The organism is Lentilactobacillus dabitei (genome assembly GCF_019061365.1).
GTDB lineage: Bacteria > Bacillota > Bacilli > Lactobacillales > Lactobacillaceae > Lentilactobacillus > Lentilactobacillus dabitei.
In genome coordinates this window covers 1-18,370 of record NZ_JAHPPD010000061.1, presented here as the reverse complement: position 1 = coordinate 18,370, position 18,370 = coordinate 1, and the positions used below count along the sequence as shown (strand labels likewise).

Annotated in this window: 15 protein-coding genes and 1 pseudogene; 8 read left to right on the top strand and 8 right to left on the bottom strand. The window is 42.3% G+C overall.

All coding sequences use genetic code 11. The features are described from left to right. Positions 1-308: 308 nt before the first annotated feature. The 4 genes from KTE19_RS09635 to KTE19_RS09620 form a co-directional block, all read right to left on the bottom strand. Positions 309-3,269, bottom strand: coding sequence for an MMPL family transporter (locus tag KTE19_RS09635; protein WP_217342173.1), 2,961 nt, complete (start codon positions 3,267-3,269; stop codon positions 309-311). Positions 3,270-3,661: 392 nt separating this feature from the next. Beyond that, positions 3,662-4,252 (bottom strand): NAD(P)H-dependent oxidoreductase, encoded by a 591-nt coding sequence (locus KTE19_RS09630; RefSeq protein WP_217162596.1) that lies wholly within the window; start codon positions 4,250-4,252, stop codon positions 3,662-3,664. A gap of 1 nt (position 4,253) precedes the next feature. Continuing rightward, positions 4,254-4,823 carry a TetR/AcrR family transcriptional regulator gene (locus tag KTE19_RS09625; protein WP_217162598.1) on the bottom strand — a complete coding sequence of 190 codons (570 nt, stop codon included), beginning with the start codon at positions 4,821-4,823 and terminating at the stop codon, positions 4,254-4,256. Between the two features lie 147 nt (positions 4,824-4,970). Then, a complete protein-coding gene (locus tag KTE19_RS09620; protein WP_217342172.1) occupies positions 4,971-5,576 on the bottom strand; it encodes a DUF3862 domain-containing protein in 606 nt (201 codons plus the stop codon). Positions 5,577-5,892: 316 nt separating this feature from the next. Between KTE19_RS09620 and KTE19_RS09615 the strand changes: the two genes are divergently transcribed. The 5 genes from KTE19_RS09615 to KTE19_RS09595 all read left to right on the top strand — a co-directional run bounded on the left by KTE19_RS09615 (position 5,893) and on the right by KTE19_RS09595 (position 12,236). Further along, a complete protein-coding gene (locus tag KTE19_RS09615) occupies positions 5,893-7,311 on the top strand; it encodes an aspartate ammonia-lyase (protein WP_217342171.1) in 1,419 nt (472 codons plus the stop codon). Between the two features lie 117 nt (positions 7,312-7,428). Continuing rightward, positions 7,429-10,218 carry a cation-translocating P-type ATPase gene (locus tag KTE19_RS09610; protein ID WP_217342170.1) on the top strand — a complete coding sequence of 930 codons (2,790 nt, stop codon included), beginning with the start codon at positions 7,429-7,431 and terminating at the stop codon, positions 10,216-10,218. Positions 10,219-10,523: 305 nt separating this feature from the next. Then, positions 10,524-10,976 carry a MarR family winged helix-turn-helix transcriptional regulator gene (locus KTE19_RS09605; protein ID WP_217162635.1) on the top strand — a complete coding sequence of 151 codons (453 nt, stop codon included), beginning with the start codon at positions 10,524-10,526 and terminating at the stop codon, positions 10,974-10,976. 11 nt (positions 10,977-10,987) lie between these two features. Beyond that, positions 10,988-11,503, top strand: coding sequence for a GNAT family N-acetyltransferase (locus KTE19_RS09600; RefSeq protein ID WP_217162606.1), 516 nt, complete (start codon positions 10,988-10,990; stop codon positions 11,501-11,503). 19 nt (positions 11,504-11,522) lie between these two features. Next, the gene (locus KTE19_RS09595; RefSeq protein ID WP_217342169.1) at positions 11,523-12,236 is read left to right on the top strand and encodes a B3/B4 domain-containing protein; all 714 of its coding nucleotides are present in this window, start codon (positions 11,523-11,525) and stop codon (positions 12,234-12,236) included. Positions 12,237-12,467: 231 nt separating this feature from the next. Here KTE19_RS09595 and KTE19_RS09590 read toward each other — a convergent pair whose 3' ends face one another. The 3 genes from KTE19_RS09590 to KTE19_RS09580 all read right to left on the bottom strand — a co-directional run bounded on the left by KTE19_RS09590 (position 12,468) and on the right by KTE19_RS09580 (position 14,681). Further along, positions 12,468-12,971: a DNA-3-methyladenine glycosylase I gene (locus KTE19_RS09590; RefSeq protein ID WP_217342168.1), complete on the bottom strand. Its 504-nt coding sequence runs from the start codon at positions 12,969-12,971 to the stop codon at positions 12,468-12,470. A 128-nt stretch (positions 12,972-13,099) separates the two neighbouring features. Continuing rightward, positions 13,100-13,693, bottom strand: a complete 594-nt coding sequence (locus tag KTE19_RS09585; RefSeq protein WP_217162610.1) for a zinc ribbon domain-containing protein — start codon at positions 13,691-13,693, stop codon at positions 13,100-13,102. Between the two features lie 361 nt (positions 13,694-14,054). Beyond that, a complete protein-coding gene (locus tag KTE19_RS09580; protein WP_217162612.1) occupies positions 14,055-14,681 on the bottom strand; it encodes an LbetaH domain-containing protein in 627 nt (208 codons plus the stop codon). Positions 14,682-14,765: 84 nt separating this feature from the next. Between KTE19_RS09580 and KTE19_RS09575 the strand changes: the two genes are divergently transcribed. Together KTE19_RS09575 and KTE19_RS09570 are read left to right on the top strand one after the other, a co-directional pair. Next, positions 14,766-15,944: an NAD(P)-dependent oxidoreductase gene (locus KTE19_RS09575; RefSeq protein WP_217162614.1), complete on the top strand. Its 1,179-nt coding sequence runs from the start codon at positions 14,766-14,768 to the stop codon at positions 15,942-15,944. A 276-nt stretch (positions 15,945-16,220) separates the two neighbouring features. Next, on the top strand, positions 16,221-17,342 hold the full coding sequence (locus KTE19_RS09570) for an NAD(P)-dependent alcohol dehydrogenase (RefSeq protein ID WP_217342167.1): 1,122 nt from the start codon (positions 16,221-16,223) through the stop codon (positions 17,340-17,342). Positions 17,343-17,658: 316 nt separating this feature from the next. Here the strand turns inward: KTE19_RS09570 and KTE19_RS09565 are convergent, their stop codons facing one another. Then, entirely contained in the window at positions 17,659-17,832 is a 174-nt protein-coding gene (locus KTE19_RS09565) for a hypothetical protein (protein ID WP_217162617.1), read from the bottom strand. A 145-nt stretch (positions 17,833-17,977) separates the two neighbouring features. Between KTE19_RS09565 and KTE19_RS09560 the strand changes: the two are divergent. Then, positions 17,978-18,289 (top strand): annotated as a pseudogene (locus tag KTE19_RS09560) (aldehyde dehydrogenase family protein); the annotation flags it as partial. Positions 18,290-18,370 lie beyond the last annotated feature (81 nt).

The following is an 18,370-nucleotide window of genomic DNA, read 5'->3' as shown; positions in this document are numbered from 1 at the left end:
AAAAAGGCATTCGATTGTGTTATCTGAAGAATAACATGCTCGAATGCCTTTTTGAATACGTCCAGTTATTTAGTGCTTACGATAAAAAGCGATTTGATCTCAGAATTTAAGGGCAAAAAAGCAGTGCATCTGGTTTGGATGCACTGCTTTTTTGCCCTTAAATAGCGAAGATCAGCCATTTATCGCAAAATTGATCAATAAATATATCAATGGTCAGCTAAATGACATTTATAAACAAGCTGCTGACTAATACCTTGGCCCTGCTATATATACGCGCTTAAGCGGGGTTAGGCTAAACATCAGCTTGGTTAATCATTTCCCTTTTTGGCTTCAGGATCCTTACTACGACGCATTTTATCTTGACCTTCAATCGACTTTTTATACATCTTGTCGTTGACATATGGGTAGGTCCATTTAACCATTGCACTCATAATGATTGGCAAGGTGATAACTAAGATGACCAGTCCCACGATAACGGTCATTGCGACTTGAATCAGGGTAAGCACGTTGGAAGGAATCAATGCGGCAAATGTGCCGCCTAGAATGATGGCAGCTGAGATAACCACTGTTCCGATGATAGTTGCGGCATTCGTAATCCGCATTCGGACGTCAGTTATTGCGCTGGCATCACCCCTATAACGCATCATCAGGAAAATACTGTAATCCACTCCTAAAGCAACTAACATGATGAAGCTAAAGAATGGTGTATTCCAGGTAAGCATATTTTGGAAAAGAAGGTAGCCAGATAACCAGCGCGTGATCTGCAAGGCACCAAAGTAGGTCACAATCAATGTGCCGATAATCGTCAATGCCTGAACGAGTGAGCGGGTGACAAACATCAACGCAATTCCAATTCCAACCAGCATGATGACAACTGTTCTCAGGAAGTCCCCATTAGCGGTCTTTTGTAAGTCAGCTGTTTGAGAACTTTGACCACCAATTGCAACTTTGGCTTTGTTTAAGGATGAACCCTTCAACTTGGCGTTCACATCGCGCGTAATGGTTTTAATCCGGTTAGCGGACTTAGTGGTGCTTGGATCACTGTTTAGAATAAAGGTGATGTGGGTAATTTTACGATCCTTGGACATAAAGGCATCAAGTGATGGTGTGAAGGATGGGCTCTTAACACTTGCCTTTGGCATATAGAAGGTGTTGCCCAGATAGGACTTTTGCATTTCCTTTAGATAATCATTAACAGTATTGGTACCGCTGCTAACTTTGGATAAGCCGGCATTGGCAGAAGAAAGGCCTTGTTGGAGCTGTTGCATTTGAGTTTGGAGAGCTTTCATCTTTGAACTCAGAGTTTGAACGCCAGTATTGACTTCTGAACTGCCACTGGCAACGTTTTGAGCTCCAGAGACGAGTGATGAGCTGTTCTGCTGAAGTTGACTTGCACCACTGTGGAGTTGGCTTAAACCGCTTGAAAATGGCGTGACTTGTGAATGCAGGCGGCTAATGCCCGATGACAGTCGACTGGAACCAGAGGCCAAACGACTAACCCGACTTCGAAGAGCCTTCAAACGGGCGGTCTTAGATTGTAATTGTTGGATGCCTGAGTTGAGCGTCTGACTGCCGGACGATAGTTGACCGACACCAGAAGATAATGAAGAAGCGCCTTGACTAAGCGATTGAGAGCCGCTTGCCAAGCTGTTAACACCAGACGTATAAGCTGATAGGCTGTTACTCAACTGCTGGGCACCTGATTGAAGCTTGCTGGCACCATCAGCCAATTTCTCAACCTGGGCGATGCTGGCAGAAGTGTCCGAACTAGCAAGTTTCTTGTTGGCACTGTCCAATCCTTTTTGAACCTTTTTGATTCCGTAATTGGCTTGATCCAAACCATCAGTTAAAGTTTTCAACTGACTCTTCAGATAAAGTTGATCAATCTTAGTTCCACCTGGTCTCGTCACTGAGGTAACAGATTTAACGCCGGATTCCGAGTTCAAGTATCCGGTTAATTGATCGATTTCGGCCAAATACTGCTGGGTATTGAGTGGTTTCTTATTTTCGATGTAAAGCGTAGATGGTCCAGAGGTCCCGGCAGGGTAGTGTTCTTGAATGAGATTATAGCCTGCCTTGGATTGAACGCTGTTCGGCAATTCGTCTGCATTATTGAAATTCAATTTTTGAGATCCCATGAATAATAGCGGGATAGCGGCGATGATTAAGATGCCGACCATCACAAACGTGTGGGAAATTGTAAATTTGGATAGAAAATGCCAAACGACGCTGCGGTCATGGGCGGCCAGATTTTTACTTGGCCAGAATAACTTTTCACCCAAGGTTGCCATGAAGAACATGTTGAGGGTGAGCAGAACCATTAATAGGACCGCAACCCCGACGGCAACCCCGACACCAGAACGATAGAATGAGAATTTTGCCAGAGCCAGGGCAGTAAATCCGATTAACACTGAAGAACCACTATAGAGAATGGTTCTACCAGCATGGCGTTGAGCAGTTTTGGCAGCCGCGACTGCCGTTTGCCCTTGTTTAATCTGTTCTTTAAACCTGTCATACAGCAGGATATTATAGTCAGTCCCAATTCCAAAGAGAACCACGACTAAGAAGACTTGGGTAAAGTTGGAAATTGGGAAGCCATAGCGCTGTGCCAGGTTCATGACAATACTGAGAGAAATCAGGTAGGATACCGCAACGGTCAATAGTGAAATGATTGGGATGAGCAATGACCTAAAGACGATGATTAAGACAATAAAAATAAAAATTGCGGCAATAATTTCGGTCTTTTGAAGTCCTTTTTCGGTTGTTGCCGAGAAGTCTTCATTTAAGACATCACTACCGGTAACGTAGGTTCGCATCCCGGGTGTCTTAATTTTGTTGAGGACTTCATTGGTCTGACCTCTAACCTTGTACTTGCTGGGAACGGTGATCATGACCATTTCGGTAGTGCCATCGTTTGAAACCAGCTGCTTTTTGGCTGCTTCATTGTCACCGGCACTCGTAACACTCACGATATGTAGACTGGTATCACTGCGAATGGCTCGAACGGAGTCGCCGATCTGCAATGACTGTTCGTCCGTGATTTTACCGTGCTTATTATTAAAGACCGCGATTAAAGTTCGGACATTCTTGCCGCCTTCAGATTTTTTCTGAATTTTTTGGGCAACCTCGCTTTGGACGGTTGCTGGTAGGCGGACGCTTCCCTTATCACGGACCAACTGGGAAATGTTTGGCAGGGTAAATGCCGCAATTAATACCAGTCCAATCCAGATGATGAGAGATAGCAGGTGCTTTTCTCTGAAATTACGCATCAATTCTCTTCCTTCCATAAAACAAACTATTGTGTAACCTGATTTAAATTTGAGCACTTACAAAAACATGACAAAAAGGGTGATAATCACCGTGATTGACGAGCATCGATTACAATCTTAAAGTTAAGTGAAATCAATAATTGCAGTTACTGCTTCTTTTAAAGCCAAATAGATACATACTACATTTTAACATGATTTTGGCCGTTTCAAACCTGCCAAATCAGAGAAAACGAAAAATAGTTCTTACCCCGAATTGTCAAACAAGGCAGATTGGCTTAAACAAATGAGTGTTGATTTCAAAAAAGCAGCCAGCCATAATCTTTGTACATTACAAATACATGATTATGGCTGGCTGCCTTTTTGATACAAATAAATTTTAAATCATCGCTTGCCTAAAAGTTGAACGTCATTTCCCGACAGGCTTTCAGGTGACGCTGCCGTTTGTCGGCAGACGAATTGGTGATGCCACCTAAATTAATCCACTTTCCAGATGAAATACCAAGTTGTTTCAAAGTATGGTTGATGAAGACTTTCTTGATGGCATTACCACAAAATAGTTTGAGATAAAAGGTCGGCGAAGTGGAGGTCGTAAATACATAAGCATGGGATAAGTTGGTCAGCTCGCCCTTAATGCCAGTTTTGGTGACCGTGTGGGAGAGCCCTTTGCCTTCTTTCATAACTTTATCAATGAATCCCTTCAGCATACCCGGAATACTGTTCCACCAAATTGGGGTGATGAAGATGATGCCGTCAGCTTGTCGGAGCATTTTCAAATATTTGGTCACCAGGGGGTCATGTGTTTTCCCCTCGTGAAATAGCCGTAATTCTTCTTTATCATAAGTCGGATTGAAATGTTCGTTGTAGAGATCAATTAACTGGGGATGATTATTTTGCTCAGTCAAATTTTCCATGACTTGGGTCAACACCGCGTGAGTGAAGCTTTGGTCATAGGGATGACAATAAACGACAACAATATTTTTCATATCAATTAACTCCAATCAATTCTTTGGCAGATTCTTTCAGTAATACTTCATCAAACGTGATGGCATGATTCCGAATTAAAATCCCGTATCCCTGGATGAAGGCCCATATTTTGATGAATAAATTTTCGGGTGATCCAGAAAGTTGATATTGTTTCATGATTTGGGTGATTAATTCCTGTGGATACGCTAGTAACGGGAACTTTGTGGCAGAGTCGGCGGAGTGGTAAATATTAATGGCACTTGAATTGAAGAATAAAAAGTCCATCAAATATGGTTGGGAATCAAATTGGTTAACCATGAATTTCCCGAGAGCGACAAGTGAATCAAGCGGCTCCAGATGTTGGCCTTCAATTGTTTGCTTAGCTTGCCTGCCTAATCGATTCGAAACCACTTGAGTGACCGAGGCGAACAGGTCATGTTTGTTTTGAAAATGTTTGTAAAATGCCCCCGTGGTTAAATTAAGTTCTCCCAGCAACGATCTTAACGAGATTTGCTGGGAACCATTCTCAGAGATCTTTCGAATGGTCAACTGAATGATGTCATTTTTAGTATTGTTGGTTTTTCCCGCCAATTGTGTCAACTCCTTATAGTTTTAAGATAACACTGTTATCCTATGGATGTAAATAAATAGCGCAGCCATTCCAGAACCCAGAATGATTACGCTATTTGTTAGATGATGGGAGTAAAATGCTGTTTGCCCATCTCTTATCAACGTGATTTATTTTGTCGTTGTCTGATTCTTTGACTGTAGTTGTCCACCGGTAAACATTAAATTGACCGCGGCGCCTTTTTTACTCGTGAGATACAATGCTGAGGTTGCCGCCATATCACCACTGCCGGTCACTGACTCGGAATCAGGTTCACCTAATTTTTGAATGACACTTTCGTATGAGTCTCCGGGATTAAGGCTGTTAATTGACTCAACGGATGTATATTGACGGTTGGTGGTATGTTTCAGGACATAGCCTTTACCGATTGCATGGCCGTCCAAAAATTCAACAGTGACAGCGGATGCGTTGAACCCCTTATCGAGTTGATTCCAAGAATACTGGATGGCTGATTTCTTACTTGTACCAGAAAGCGACACTTTATGGTGAGACGTCGGGCTGCCGAATGATTGCTTAATTGAATTTAACAAACTGCCGCCCTTGGTAGGAGCGGTGATGTTTGCTAATTTGATTTGATCGTAATCCTTTCGGGTGATTGATTTAACAACTTTTGTGGTTGAGGACGGGTGGGAATTCTTCGACTGGGTTGAACTGCTACAGCCGGCTAAAGAAATTCCGACTAATAAAATTGTGATTAATGTCAATTCTTTTTTCATGATAATCCGTTGTTCTCCTCATCATTAATGGCTTATACCACTACGATACCAAATTCTGGCGATTAACAGAGCAGTGACCAGCAATCTTAACTGAATTATAGCAAAGTCACGATGATTGTGTTAACGATGGCACATCATATGACGTGGGAAACGATAATTGACTGTCTAACAGGTATGCTAACGCCGGTTTGTTAGACATCGGTATAAGTGTAGAAAACCCATATTATTAAAGACTTACCTTGACATTTTTTGAAATGGGTATATATTATATCTCTTAAGTTTTGTTAGAAAATATAACATGAAATGAGGCTGAATAATGAGAATTGATAGAGATTGTATTGGTGAGCTTTTTGTACCTGATGATGTTTTATATGGTGTCCACACTTTACGGGCAATGCATAACTTTCCGATTACCGATGAAAAGGTTGATCCAGCCATCATTAGTAGTTATCTTCAGATTAAGAAGGCAGCGGCGATTGCTAATCAAAAGGCCGGCAGCCTGGCAGGCGGAAAAGCAGCCTTGATTATTTCGGCATGTAACCAACTACTCTTTTCAGGTGACTTCAAAGACTTCTGTGTGCCTGCCATTCAGGGCGGTGCCGGGACTTCGACAAATATGAACGTCAACGAGGTCGTTTCTCAATTGGCGATGAAAATAAGTGCCCAGGGTGGCAAAGCAGCCATTAGCATCCATCCTAATGATGATGTAAATTGCGCCCAGTCAACCAACGATACATATCCGACCGCTGGGAAAATGGCGATGTTAAAAAAGCTATCACCGCTGCTAAATTCAGTAGACAGATTGTACCAAGCTTTGGCTGACAAGGCTGAAGAATACGCTGACGCAATCAAAGTTGGCCGAACCCAGTTACAGGATGCCGTTCCAACAACGTTTGGTCGCAGCTTTTCTGCCTATGCCTCATTATTTCGACGAGATTATGATCGGCTGAAGAAGGCAACTGAGGTTTTGAAAGTGGTTAACCTCGGTGGGACTGCTATTGGAACAGGAATTAATACAACTTCTGAGTATCAGGAACAAATTATTCCGACTCTTAATAAAGTTGCCCATCTTTCTTTAATTCAAGCTGATGATTTGGTAGATGCAACTCAAAATAGTGATGCCTTCACCACAATTTCGAGTGCCATGAAAATGCTGGCTGCCGATCTTTCAAAATTTAGCAATGATCTCCGGTTACTTTCAAGCGGTCCGCAAGCTGGATTAAATGAGCTGGCGTTACCTAAGAAGGCTGCCGGTTCGTCTATCATGCCAGGAAAAGTAAATCCAATTATTCCAGAAGTTGTTAATCAAGTGGCCTTTGAAGTTATTGGCAACGATGTGACGGTCACGATGGCTGCGGAAAGCGGGCAGTTGGAATTAAACGCCTTTGAGCCAATCATGTTCCGGGCAATTTTGATGAGCGAGCAACATTTGGCAAAAGCAGTCACAACTCTAGTTGATAATTGTGTTTCAGGCATCAAAGTGAATGTTGATCACTGCCGCCACGAGGTTGAACATTCATCGATTGCCGCGACAATTTTATCACCATTACTTGGTTACGAAGAGACGACCCGATTGATTAAAACAGCAGTGGCTCAAAAACAATCCGTCAAAGAATTAGTTAAAGAGCAGCAACTATTACCCGATCAGTTAATTGATGAACTATTCTCACCTGAAGTTTTGACCAACGCGAAAAAATTGAATTTCAACCATTCAGTCGCATCTTCTTCGAATTAATCGGTTGGAGCCGACTGTTTTTCGACCGTTATCCTTCTCTCATTGCTAATAAAGAATATAATGATGGTGTCTACATAAGGCATCTAATTAATAGCTATCTTGAGGGTGATGAGTCGAATGAAGAATGTTGAATCAACCAAAATTGATCAATCTGCAAAAACATCTGTTGATGATTTGATGAAGCAGTTTGACCTTCAGGTGGGTGGATTGAGCCAATCTGAAGCTGCAAAACGGCTTGCTCAATATGGGCCAAATACGATTCAGCAAGCCAAACACAAATCAGAAATCCTGATTTTTCTTGAAAATTTTACGTCGCTAATGGCGATATTGTTGTGGGGATCTGGCGTCATTGCGATGTTTGCCGGCATGATGGAACTGGGAATTGCAATCTGGGCCGTGAATTTGATTAACGGTTGCTTTTCGTATTGGCAGCAGCATGCCGCTCAAAAGGCGACCGATTCTTTGAAAAAAATGTTGCCATCTTACGTCAAGGTTAATCGGGACGGCAAAACCCAACAAATTCAAGTTGAGCAGTTGGTGCCTGGAGATTTATTCCAAATTCAAGCGGGCGATTCAGTCCCCGCAGATGCTCGGATTTTCAATAGTTCCAATTTGCAAGTGGATGAATCTTCGTTAACCGGTGAATCGGTTCCGGTTGAGAAAGCCGATGCTTATCAGCATGGTGATGGTGAGTTTGCCCAACAAAATATCATTTTTGCCGGAACAGTGGTGACCAACGGAACTGCGAATGCCATTGCAGTGGCGACTGGGATGCAGACGGAATTTGGTCGGATTGCGAGACTGACCGAAAGCCAGAAGAAAGTGATTTATCCATTGCAGCGGGAATTAAACCACTTGACCCGGCAATTGACGGTGATTGCCATTGTTTTAGGCACTGCATTTTTCTTGCTGGCTGTTTTCTTTGTCCATTATCCATTTGCCCAGTCGTTCATTTTTGCACTCGGGATGATTGTAGCGTTTATTCCAGAAGGACTGCTGCCGACGGTGACGTTGTCGTTAGCCCAGGGGACACAGCGCATGGCTAAGAAACATGCCCTGTTGAAAAATTTGAATAGTGTCGAAACGCTGGGAGAAACCACGGTCATTTGTTCTGATAAAACCGGAACCCTGACCCAAAATCAAATGACAATAAATCATATCTGGTTGGCAAGCGGTGACTATGAAGTGACTGGAACGGGCTATGTGACCAACGGTAAGATTCAAAAGAATGATCAAGATGTCGATGGCCAAACTGCAAGCGATTTAGGTCGCCTGTTAGCCATTGCAACCCTCAATAATGATACTGAAGTCAATGAGGATCCAAATGGCGGCAAGGCTAAAATTCTTGGAACGCCAACCGAAGCGGCTCTGGTTATTCTGTCCAGAAAAGCCGGAATGAATATCAAAGAAGCCAATCAGCAATATCCACGGTTAAAAGAGTTGCCGTTTGATTCCGGGCGGAAACTGATGACGACGATTACGAAAGATCAAACTGGGAATCTTTTAATTTATACCAAAGGCGCCCTTGGCAGTGAATTGAAGATTTGTGATCAGATATTGGATGGTGACAAAGTCCGACCATTAACGGCTGCTGATCGAGAACGGATTAATGGGATCAATGAGCAATATTCCAAACAGGGATTGCGGACCCTTGCATTCTCATATCGAAACGTGTCTGTTAAAGATCCGTTACGCAAAACGGCGATTGATGATTATACGATTGACACAGCAGAAAGGCACATGGTATTCGTTGGCCTCACGATGATGTCTGATCCGCCAAGGCCCGAAATTTTCAAAGCAGTTAAGAACTGTAAGCGGGCGAACATTCGAATTATTATGGTAACTGGTGACAGTCCGATTACTGCCAAGAGCATTGCAGTCAAAATCGGGATTACTTCTGACAAAACGCGTGTCATCAGTGGCGAAGAATTGGATCAAATGAGTGATCAGGAATTGAAAGCAGCAGTTAAGGGTGAAGTCATTTTTGCCCGGGTAGCGCCGGAACATAAGTTTAGAATTGTCACAATGTGTCAAGAAAATGGTGATATCGTTGCCTCAACTGGTGATGGCGTGAACGATGCGCCAGCGTTGAAACGGGCCGATATTGGGATTGCAATGGGGGTTACTGGCACTGACGTTGCCAAAGATGCGGCTGATATGATTTTAACTGATGATAATTTTGCTTCTATTGTGAGTGCCATTGAAGAAGGGCGATCCGTTTATAGTAACTTGCAGAAATTCTTGTTGTACATCTTGAATAGTAATGTTCCTGAAGCCGCGCCTTCGGTTATTTTCTTGGTGACCCGCGGCTTGGTTCCCTTGCCATTAACAGTTATGCAAATTTTGACTGTGGATCTGGGAACGGATTTACTGCCAGCGCTTGGATTAGGCATTGAAAAGGCTGAGCCAGGGATTATGGACCAGCCGCCCCGTCCGCAAAATAGTCATCTGCTGAACAAGTCCATTATTTGGAAAGCGTTTGGGTTGTACGGATTGACGGCTTCGGTCATTTCAACGGCTGCCTACTTCTTTGTTAATCACGTTAATGGCTGGCCAAATATTCCTTTGGCTTCATCAGGATTACCCTACGCGGAAGCGACAACCATTACGCTGGGGGCAATTGTGTTCTGCCAGATTGCATCAGCGATGAACTGTCGCACGCAAATTTCGTCAGTCTTTTCGATCGGGTTATTTAGTAACCGACGAATCTGGTTAGGAATTGGCGTTGAAATTGTCCTGATTGCCTGCCTAATGTATCAGCCATTTCTTCAGGAAATTTTCAATACGGGACCTCTCAATCTCTCTGAATGGCTATTCTTATTCTGTATCCCAATTCCGCTATTTCTGTTGGAAGAGGGGAGAAAGTGGCTGGTTAGAAAAATAAGAGGGCAAAAAACAACGGTTTGACGCGGTTATCTAAAGGCCCCCCAACTAAAATCCTGGTTTGAATTTTAGTTGGGGGGCCTTTAGATAGTAAGCGGCAGTTGTTTTTTGCCCGTTTTGACAATGTAGTGGGGAAATCCTGTCCTTGAATTTATGTTGAGGCGGTTCTTAGAATATTGAGATAACTGTGAAGCAACGGACTGTTTCATTTCTCAAACCTAATGAAGTCGATCATCAAACCGGAAATCTCCATTCGATTTTAATTTTTGTTGCATTTGCAACAAAAATATTTTAGAATCATTCATAGTGAAATAGGGAGGGTGATGGCAATAGCAGAAATTCTTCGACCAATTGGTGAAATTGCTCGGGCACTGGATTCAGTTGCAAATATTGAATTTAAAGACTTTGATCTCGCTAAGGGTCAATATTTATATTTGGTCAGGATCTGTGAACATCCTGGCATTATCCAGGAACAGTTAGCGACAATGATCAAGGTTGATCGGACGACAGCATCCCGAGCCATTCGAAGGATGGACATTAACGGCTTTATTGATCGACGGGCTGATGCCTCTAATAAAAAAATCAAACGGTTGTTTCCAACCCAAAAGGCAACTGATGTGTATCCATTTATTCACCGTGAAAATCTATACTCGAATAAAGTTGCCCTCAGAGGACTCAGCGAGGAAGATAGCCAGTTGCTTGAAAAATTGTTATTAAAAGTGAGTGACAACGTTTCTGCCGATTGGGAATTCGTCAAAAAAGGTCATCACCGCAAATACTAGGAGGAAAATGATTGGCAATATCGATTAGAAAATGCACGGTGGCCGACTTGCCACAACTTGAAAAAATAAGCCGGGTCACATTCACGGATACCTTTGGTCACTATAATTCACAAGCAAATTTAGAAAAATACTTAGCCCGTTCTTATAGTCAGCCACAACTTCACAGCGAACTCGCCAACCCTGATTCAGAATTCTTTTTTATATTTGAGGACGATGAATTAGCTGGTTATTTGAAAATTAATATTTTAGATGCTCAAACAGAAAAAATGGGTGAAGCTAGTTTGGAAGTTCAACGAATTTACGTTTTACCAGCACACAAACGTCATGGACTGGGTCGCCAACTCATGGCTCAAGCAATTACCCGAGCAAAAGATTGGGGTAAAACGAACATTTGGCTTGGCGTTTGGGAGCATAATCTCGGCGCGATTGCTTTTTATGAACAACTTGGTTTTAAGAAAATTGGCGATCATGTATTTACATTAGGTGACAGCCCACAGCGCGACCTTATTTTGAAGAAAACAATTTAGTTGGAAAGTAGGTTTGATAATGAAGAAATTAATTTTAGATTCTCAAGTAGTTGATCTTTTTCCGGACGTTCAAATTAATGTTATGACCCTTGCAGGGATTGACAACCATGTTCAAGCAGATCAATTGGCTTATTTACAGAAGCTGCTTGATGAAGGCACTCAGGAGGCTGAACAGTACATTACCGTTGAACCGTTTCGGAAAAATCCGGTGGTTGATCAATGGCGGCAAGCATTTAGAAAATTCAAGACCAAAAAGGGTGCCCGAGCCACCACAGAAGCGTTGTTAAAACGGGTTAGCCAAGGAAAGACCTTCTCCCCAATTATGCCGTTAGTGGATCTCTATAATAGTGTTTTGCTCAAATATGGGGCTTCTTGTGGTGGCGAGGATGTCGATGCCATTGCCGGGAACATGCACTTAGGGGTGGCAAAAGGCGGGGAGTCGTTTCTGCCCTATGGTGAAACGGAGGACATGCCGGCCCTTCCAGGGGAAGTTTGTTATTTGGACGATAAGGGAGCGGTTTGTCGCTGCTTTAATTGGCGGGAATCACAACGGACGGAACTAACGGAAGCCACTCGCAATCCGATATTGGTGATTGAATCGATTAATAAGGAGCAAGCTGAGCGATCCGATGCCGCCATGGCGGAATTGCAGCAGTTGTGTGAAAAATTCTTCAACGTGAAGGGAACGGTTCAGAAAGTTTCTGGAGCACAACGGGAAGTTCAAATTGATTAAGTGCCAATAATCCCATGGAAATCGATATTCTCAGCGAGTTGATTTAAAAATAGAAGCCAACCACCCAGACATTCCAAATTAAAATGTCTGGCTGATTGGCTTCTTTTGGTTAAAATGGTTTTCGATCGGGATTTAAGTCTAGATCATATTCAAAATATCAATGAGAGCTGTAGCCTCCATTAATTTCAATCAGAAATCATGAGCTTTGCCATCAGCGACAACAATCAGTTTCTATCCGTCCTGATGTTTCAAAATTCCCGTTCCGACTAATAGTAGTTCCATTGTGGTTGGCCCAACGAAAGTAAACCCTCGTTTTTTCATGTCTTTAGCAACGGTGGCGCCTAACCCGTGGGAGTCGCGGCCCAACGATCCTTCAACGATATTTTTCGTTGGCTTAAAGGACCATAAATAATCGGCTAAATCTTTAAATTCTGGAGAGAGATTGAGCGTTGCCCGGGCATTTTGGACAACTGCTCTAATTTTTCTGGGATTTCGAATCATTTTAGGGTCTTCTTCGAGGGCCTCTAAATCCATTTCGGTAAAATTCGCAATTTGGTTGACGTCGAAATGCTTAAATACCTTTTCAAAAACTGGAATCTTACTTGCGGCGACCCGCCAATTCAATCCAGGTTGAAAGACATTAACCGTTAACATTTCGAACATAATCCGCGGATCATGGACCTCAGTTCCAAAAAGCTGATGATAAATTTGGACGCCACTTTGACTTTCTGCCATTTATCTCACCTCATATCAGTTGATTTTCTATCTTAATTATAATTTCAGATTATCACTTAATTCGCTGAAGGGTCAAAAAAACGCCTCGCCAACTTAATTGGTTGAGACGTTAATTGTCGTTCAGGTGACTATTTGCTGTACTTATCAGCAATATTATAAGTGACTTTGCCGAGATTTACCTTGAGAAGGGTCTGTTTAGCGTCACCCTTGACCTTCTTGGTTTTTACCTTGATATCAGCGTATTTTTGATTAGCGTAAATGCCAGCGAAGGCCCGAGATCGGTCTTTTAATTTCCTGACCATTATATTCCATTTAGCAGGGTTGCCCCTTTTAAGCTGCTTAACTGCAGAACTGGTTTTGGAGATTTTGACGGTAATCCCTTTGTTTTTATCCACTTTAATACTGGGATCTTTGCCGTAAACTGTGTTGGGCCGGGCATCAAATAAGTACTGATTTAATTCCCGCTCAATTTTAGTGTGGCTGGGACCGTCATGGAGACTGCATGAACTCCCGACAGCAAGGACGACTAAAACGGCAGCGGTCAAACTAACGAACTTACCAAATGGCTTTTCATACCATTTAAGCAGGCGGCCAACCCGTTTATTAGATTCTTCATTTTCTTCAAGCCATGGCTGTTTGGCGCCACAGTATGGACAAAAGTTTGAGTATGCAGGGATTGTTTTCCCACACATGACACAGGATTTTGTCTTCTCATCAGACATGCTTGTTCCTCCAATATGACCCTTTGTTAATATACCAATTAATTATAGCAAAAAATAACCCCTGAAAATAGAATTCTAACAAGAAAAATGGTTTTACTGAAAGATTACCGGCGTTTTCCAGTTCAATTGACGATAAAAATGGCAAAATAGATGGTGCAGTGTTACTAGAGGATTAAATGGTCGTGATGCTTCTCAACGATCATTTTTTAGAGGGGTTGAATTTGAAAGACACGTGATTGATCATCCTCTTTATCCTGAATGCAACAAAAAGAGATCCAGTTAGAAGCTGACGTTTATCAGTTTTCTAACTGGATCTCTCACGTTGTTTGGCTCAGTTTATAGAACTTACGACCAGTCCGCGTTATCTTGGCAGATGTTTATCAATAAATTCCTTAATAGGCAGCCTGAAGTCTAAGTAATACTTTTCAATATCTTCTCTTGACCAATCCCACCAAGCAATCTTTTGCAAATCAGCTTTGATTTCATCTGGGAAACGGTCCTTGATGGGTTTGGCTGGGATGCCACCGACAATCGTATAGGGGGCAACGTCTTTTGTGACGACAGCGCCGGAACCGATAACGGCACCATTGCCAACCGTCACGCCAGCTTGGATAATCACGCCATGTCCAATCCAGACGTCATTGCCAATGGTGGTTCGAATCGTCTTTCGATGTTCGAGAAATTCGGTGTCGGGATGACCAAAGCCATACGCGCCGCCATTATAGAACGAAATGTGCTGAGCAGCTCGGTCGTAAGGGTGGTTGGTAGGTCCGATGCGAATCATTGCCGCCATACTAATGAACTTTTTCAAATCACTATTTTGGATGAAACAATATTGACCAGTATAGGTATAGTCGCCAATAGTACTATTATCGATTAAATTGCTGGCGCCAATCTCCACCCAGTCACCAAAAGTTGTATTCTTAGTTTGGGTGTCTTTGCCGATTGTCGGCTTGTCTTTTGATAGTTTGACAAAATCAATATGCATAATCAGGACCTCTTTCTCAAGATGTTTTTCTATTTATCCATTATAATATGTTTAACAATAATAAAGTTAAAAGGAGCTCAAAAAATGTTTGAAGTTAAAACGATCGACCGATTTGATTTAACCGATTTTGCCGGGGATATTTTTAAGGAATCCAATACCGACACGCCGGATGCAATTTTAGTCAGAAGTTCTCACGTCAATAATGAATTGATTTCTAAGCGGTTATTAGTGATTGCCCGTGCTGGAACCGGCGTTAATACGATTAACTTGAACGCCTGTACGGCCAATGGGACCGCTGTTTTCAACACCCCTGGGGTGAATGCCAATGCGGTTAAAGAATTAATCATTCAAAACTTATTCCGTTGTGTGCGGCCGCTTGATGGTGCCGTTGAGATGATGGAAAATTTAAAGGCCGCTGAAGGAGAAACTTTGCAGGAAGCCGCTGAAGCCAAACGGGGAGATTTTGTCGGCGAGGAGCTCTATGGTAAAACAATTGGCATTTTAGGGTTGGGAACAATCGGCCAACGACTGGCAGATTCCTGTTATCACATGGGCATGCAAGTGATTGGGTTCAATCGCAGCCGCAAAAATCTGCGCCACGTTCAACAATTTGAAACGATTGATGAAGTTTTAAGCCTAGCTGATTTTGTAGTGGTATTACTGCCGCTAACAGATGAAACCAAAGGGATGCTTTCAACCAAGAGTTTTGAAACCATGCGGGATAATGCCTACTTACTTAACTTTGGCCGGGGGGATATTGTGGATAACGCCGCAGTGATTTCTGCCCTTGATCATAACGAAATTGCCGGCTATATTAGTGATTTTCCAAAGGCTGAATTGCAAGATCACCCAAACATCACGCTATTACCTCATCTGGGTGGCAATACGATTGAAGCATTGACTCATTCTGCTAACACCATTTTGCAAAACTTGCTCGACTTTTTGGAGTATGGTACCGTTCGTCGTTCCGTTAACTTTCCGCAAGTTGATTTGCCCTTTACCAGCCCGCAGCGGCTAACATTCTTTTCGCATGCCCGTGAAAGTTTGTGGTCAGATGTTAACGATATTTTGAACAAATATGAAGTGCCAGTCAAAGAAATGATGGGCAATACCAGAGAAGGGTATGCTTACACAATTGTGAATACAGATTTAACATCATTATCTGATCAAATGGTGCAACAAATGGTTGCCGAGCTCAGCGGAACCGAAGAAATGTTACGTGTTCGGACACTGAATAACCCGACTTGGGAAAATTGGAACTAGAATTGTCAGAATGTTTCACAAACCTTTAGTAAGCAAAAATAATCAGGATAGCACTAAATTGTCTTGATTTGGTTGTTTTCCGTTAATCGTCATATCTTGGTTGATTTTAGTAAAATTTAGCTTATAATTAGGGTTGTAAGCGGTTGTAACAGACGGGCCGATTATGAAAAATGTGAAATAATTTTCAACTTCAAATTATTTTAGTTTTTGATAATTGGTTTTTATTTGCTTGTGATTGCTCATCGATTAACAAATAAATTTATTGGAGATGTGATTATGCGAATCAAAGCAGCTGTTGTTAATAAAAAAGGCGGAGATTTTGAAATCAAGGACGATGTTGAATTAGCAGACATGCAAGCTGACGATTTACAGGTTCATATGGTTGCCAGTGGAATCTGTCACTCTGACGAAGCATTGCGAAAAGGAACTGCGGAAATTGGATATCCAATTATTTTAGGCCATGAAGGTTCTGGAATTGTTGAAAAGGTTGGCCCTGAAGTAAAGAACTTTAAGCCAGGTGACCACGTTGTCATGTCATTCTACGGTTGTGGCAACTGCATTAACTGTTTAAAGGGAATTCCAACTCAGTGTTTGAATTATGCCGCAAACAATTTGTCAGGCGTTCGTCCTGATGGAAGTGCTCACTTTACTGAAAATGGGCATGACGTTGCCGATATGTTTGACCAATCATCGTTTACCACGACAACCGTTGTCCGGGAACGAAATGCTGTGAAGGTTCCTAAGGACTTGGATCTTCGTGAACTTGGACCTCTTGGCTGTGGCTATGTAACTGGTAGTGGAACCGTCTTTAACACGTTGAAGCCGGAACCAGGTTCAACGATTGCTGTCTTTGGAACTGGGGCCGTTGGGTTGGCTGCCATGATGGCTGGCCGAATTTCTGGCTGCACTAAAGTCATTGCCGTTGATATTGTGCCATCACGACTTGAATTGGCTAAGGAATTAGGCGCCACTGATACGATCAACAGCAAGGATCAGGATGCGGTTAAAGCAATCCAAGATTTGACTGATGGTCACGGCGTTGACTACGCTGTTGATACAACGGGTGTGAAGAAGGTTATGGAAGATTCCATTCAGGCGTTGGCTCAAGGGGGAACGACTGCAACAATTGCTGTTACTGATCAACACATTGATCTTGATACTTGGAATGATCTTTGCACCAGTGATCGCAAAGTTGTCGGGGTTAACATGGGCGATTCAATTCCTCAAGTCGATGTTCCTCGTTTGATCAAGTTCTATCAATTAGGGATGTTTGACTTCGACAAGACCGAGAAATTCTACAAGTTTGAAGATATTAATCAAGCCAACGCTGATTCTGTCAGCGGTAAGACGATTAAACCAGTCCTCATTATCGATGATAGTTATGTGCCTGGTAAATAACATGAATGTGTGATGGCTCATTAAAATAGTTGAGAGCCAGCCAAATAATCTAAGCTTAGATCTCGTTAGCCAGCTGATGACAGTCAGCAACTAATTCGATGTAAGCTTAGATTTTTTTAGTTTCAATGTGTGTTTAAGTTCAAATTCTTAATTAACCAGATTGGAGTATGAATCACCGATGCTTAGAGAAACTTGTGAAATTTATTCAATTAAGATGGGGATATCGCTTAATTGTCAGTAAATCAGGCTTGTGAAACAACGAGTTGCATTTAGTTGATTTAAAAAAAGATGGGCATATAATTATATTTGTAAACGGTTACAAATAGTCGCTGATGATGACTTGGTCAGTATCATTTCCATTAACGATCCGTTCTGGTTTCTGATAATCGGTTGATCTTCTGAGTATCGGCTTGGAAGTTAACCACTCATCGGGACTGTGATGAGCTAAATCGCCTTTGCTGGATTGATGATTGATGATGTGATCAGGCAAGTAAATCAGGCATATGTAAGGGGGGGAGCCATCAAAGCTATTTGTTGCCTTTAGCAAGTTGGTTGTTAGATTTGATAGTTGTTTTCAAATGTTGTGATGTTAGATACATCGTAGCTGCTAGGTTTTTGAAAGGAAGCAAAATACTATGGCACAAAATACCGTTTCTATGAAACATTATCAAATGTATATCAATGGCGAATTTAAAGATTCTGAATCAGGCAACGAAATTAAGGTTCTCAACCCATCAACCGGTGAAGAAATTTCAACGGTTCCAGAAGCTACCCGTGAGGAAGCCCGGGAAGCCGTTGATGCAGCTTATGAAGCTGAAAAGACTTGGAAGAAAGTTCCTGCTGCCAAACGAGGCGCGTATTTACACGCTGTCGCTGACGAAATTCGAAAGAACAAGGATCACTTTGCTGAAATGCTCCAAGAAGAACAAGGAAAAATCAAGTCATTAGGTAAGCACTAAATAATTGGACGTATTCAAAAAGGCATTCGAGCATGTTATTCTTCAGATAACACAATCGAATGCCTTTTT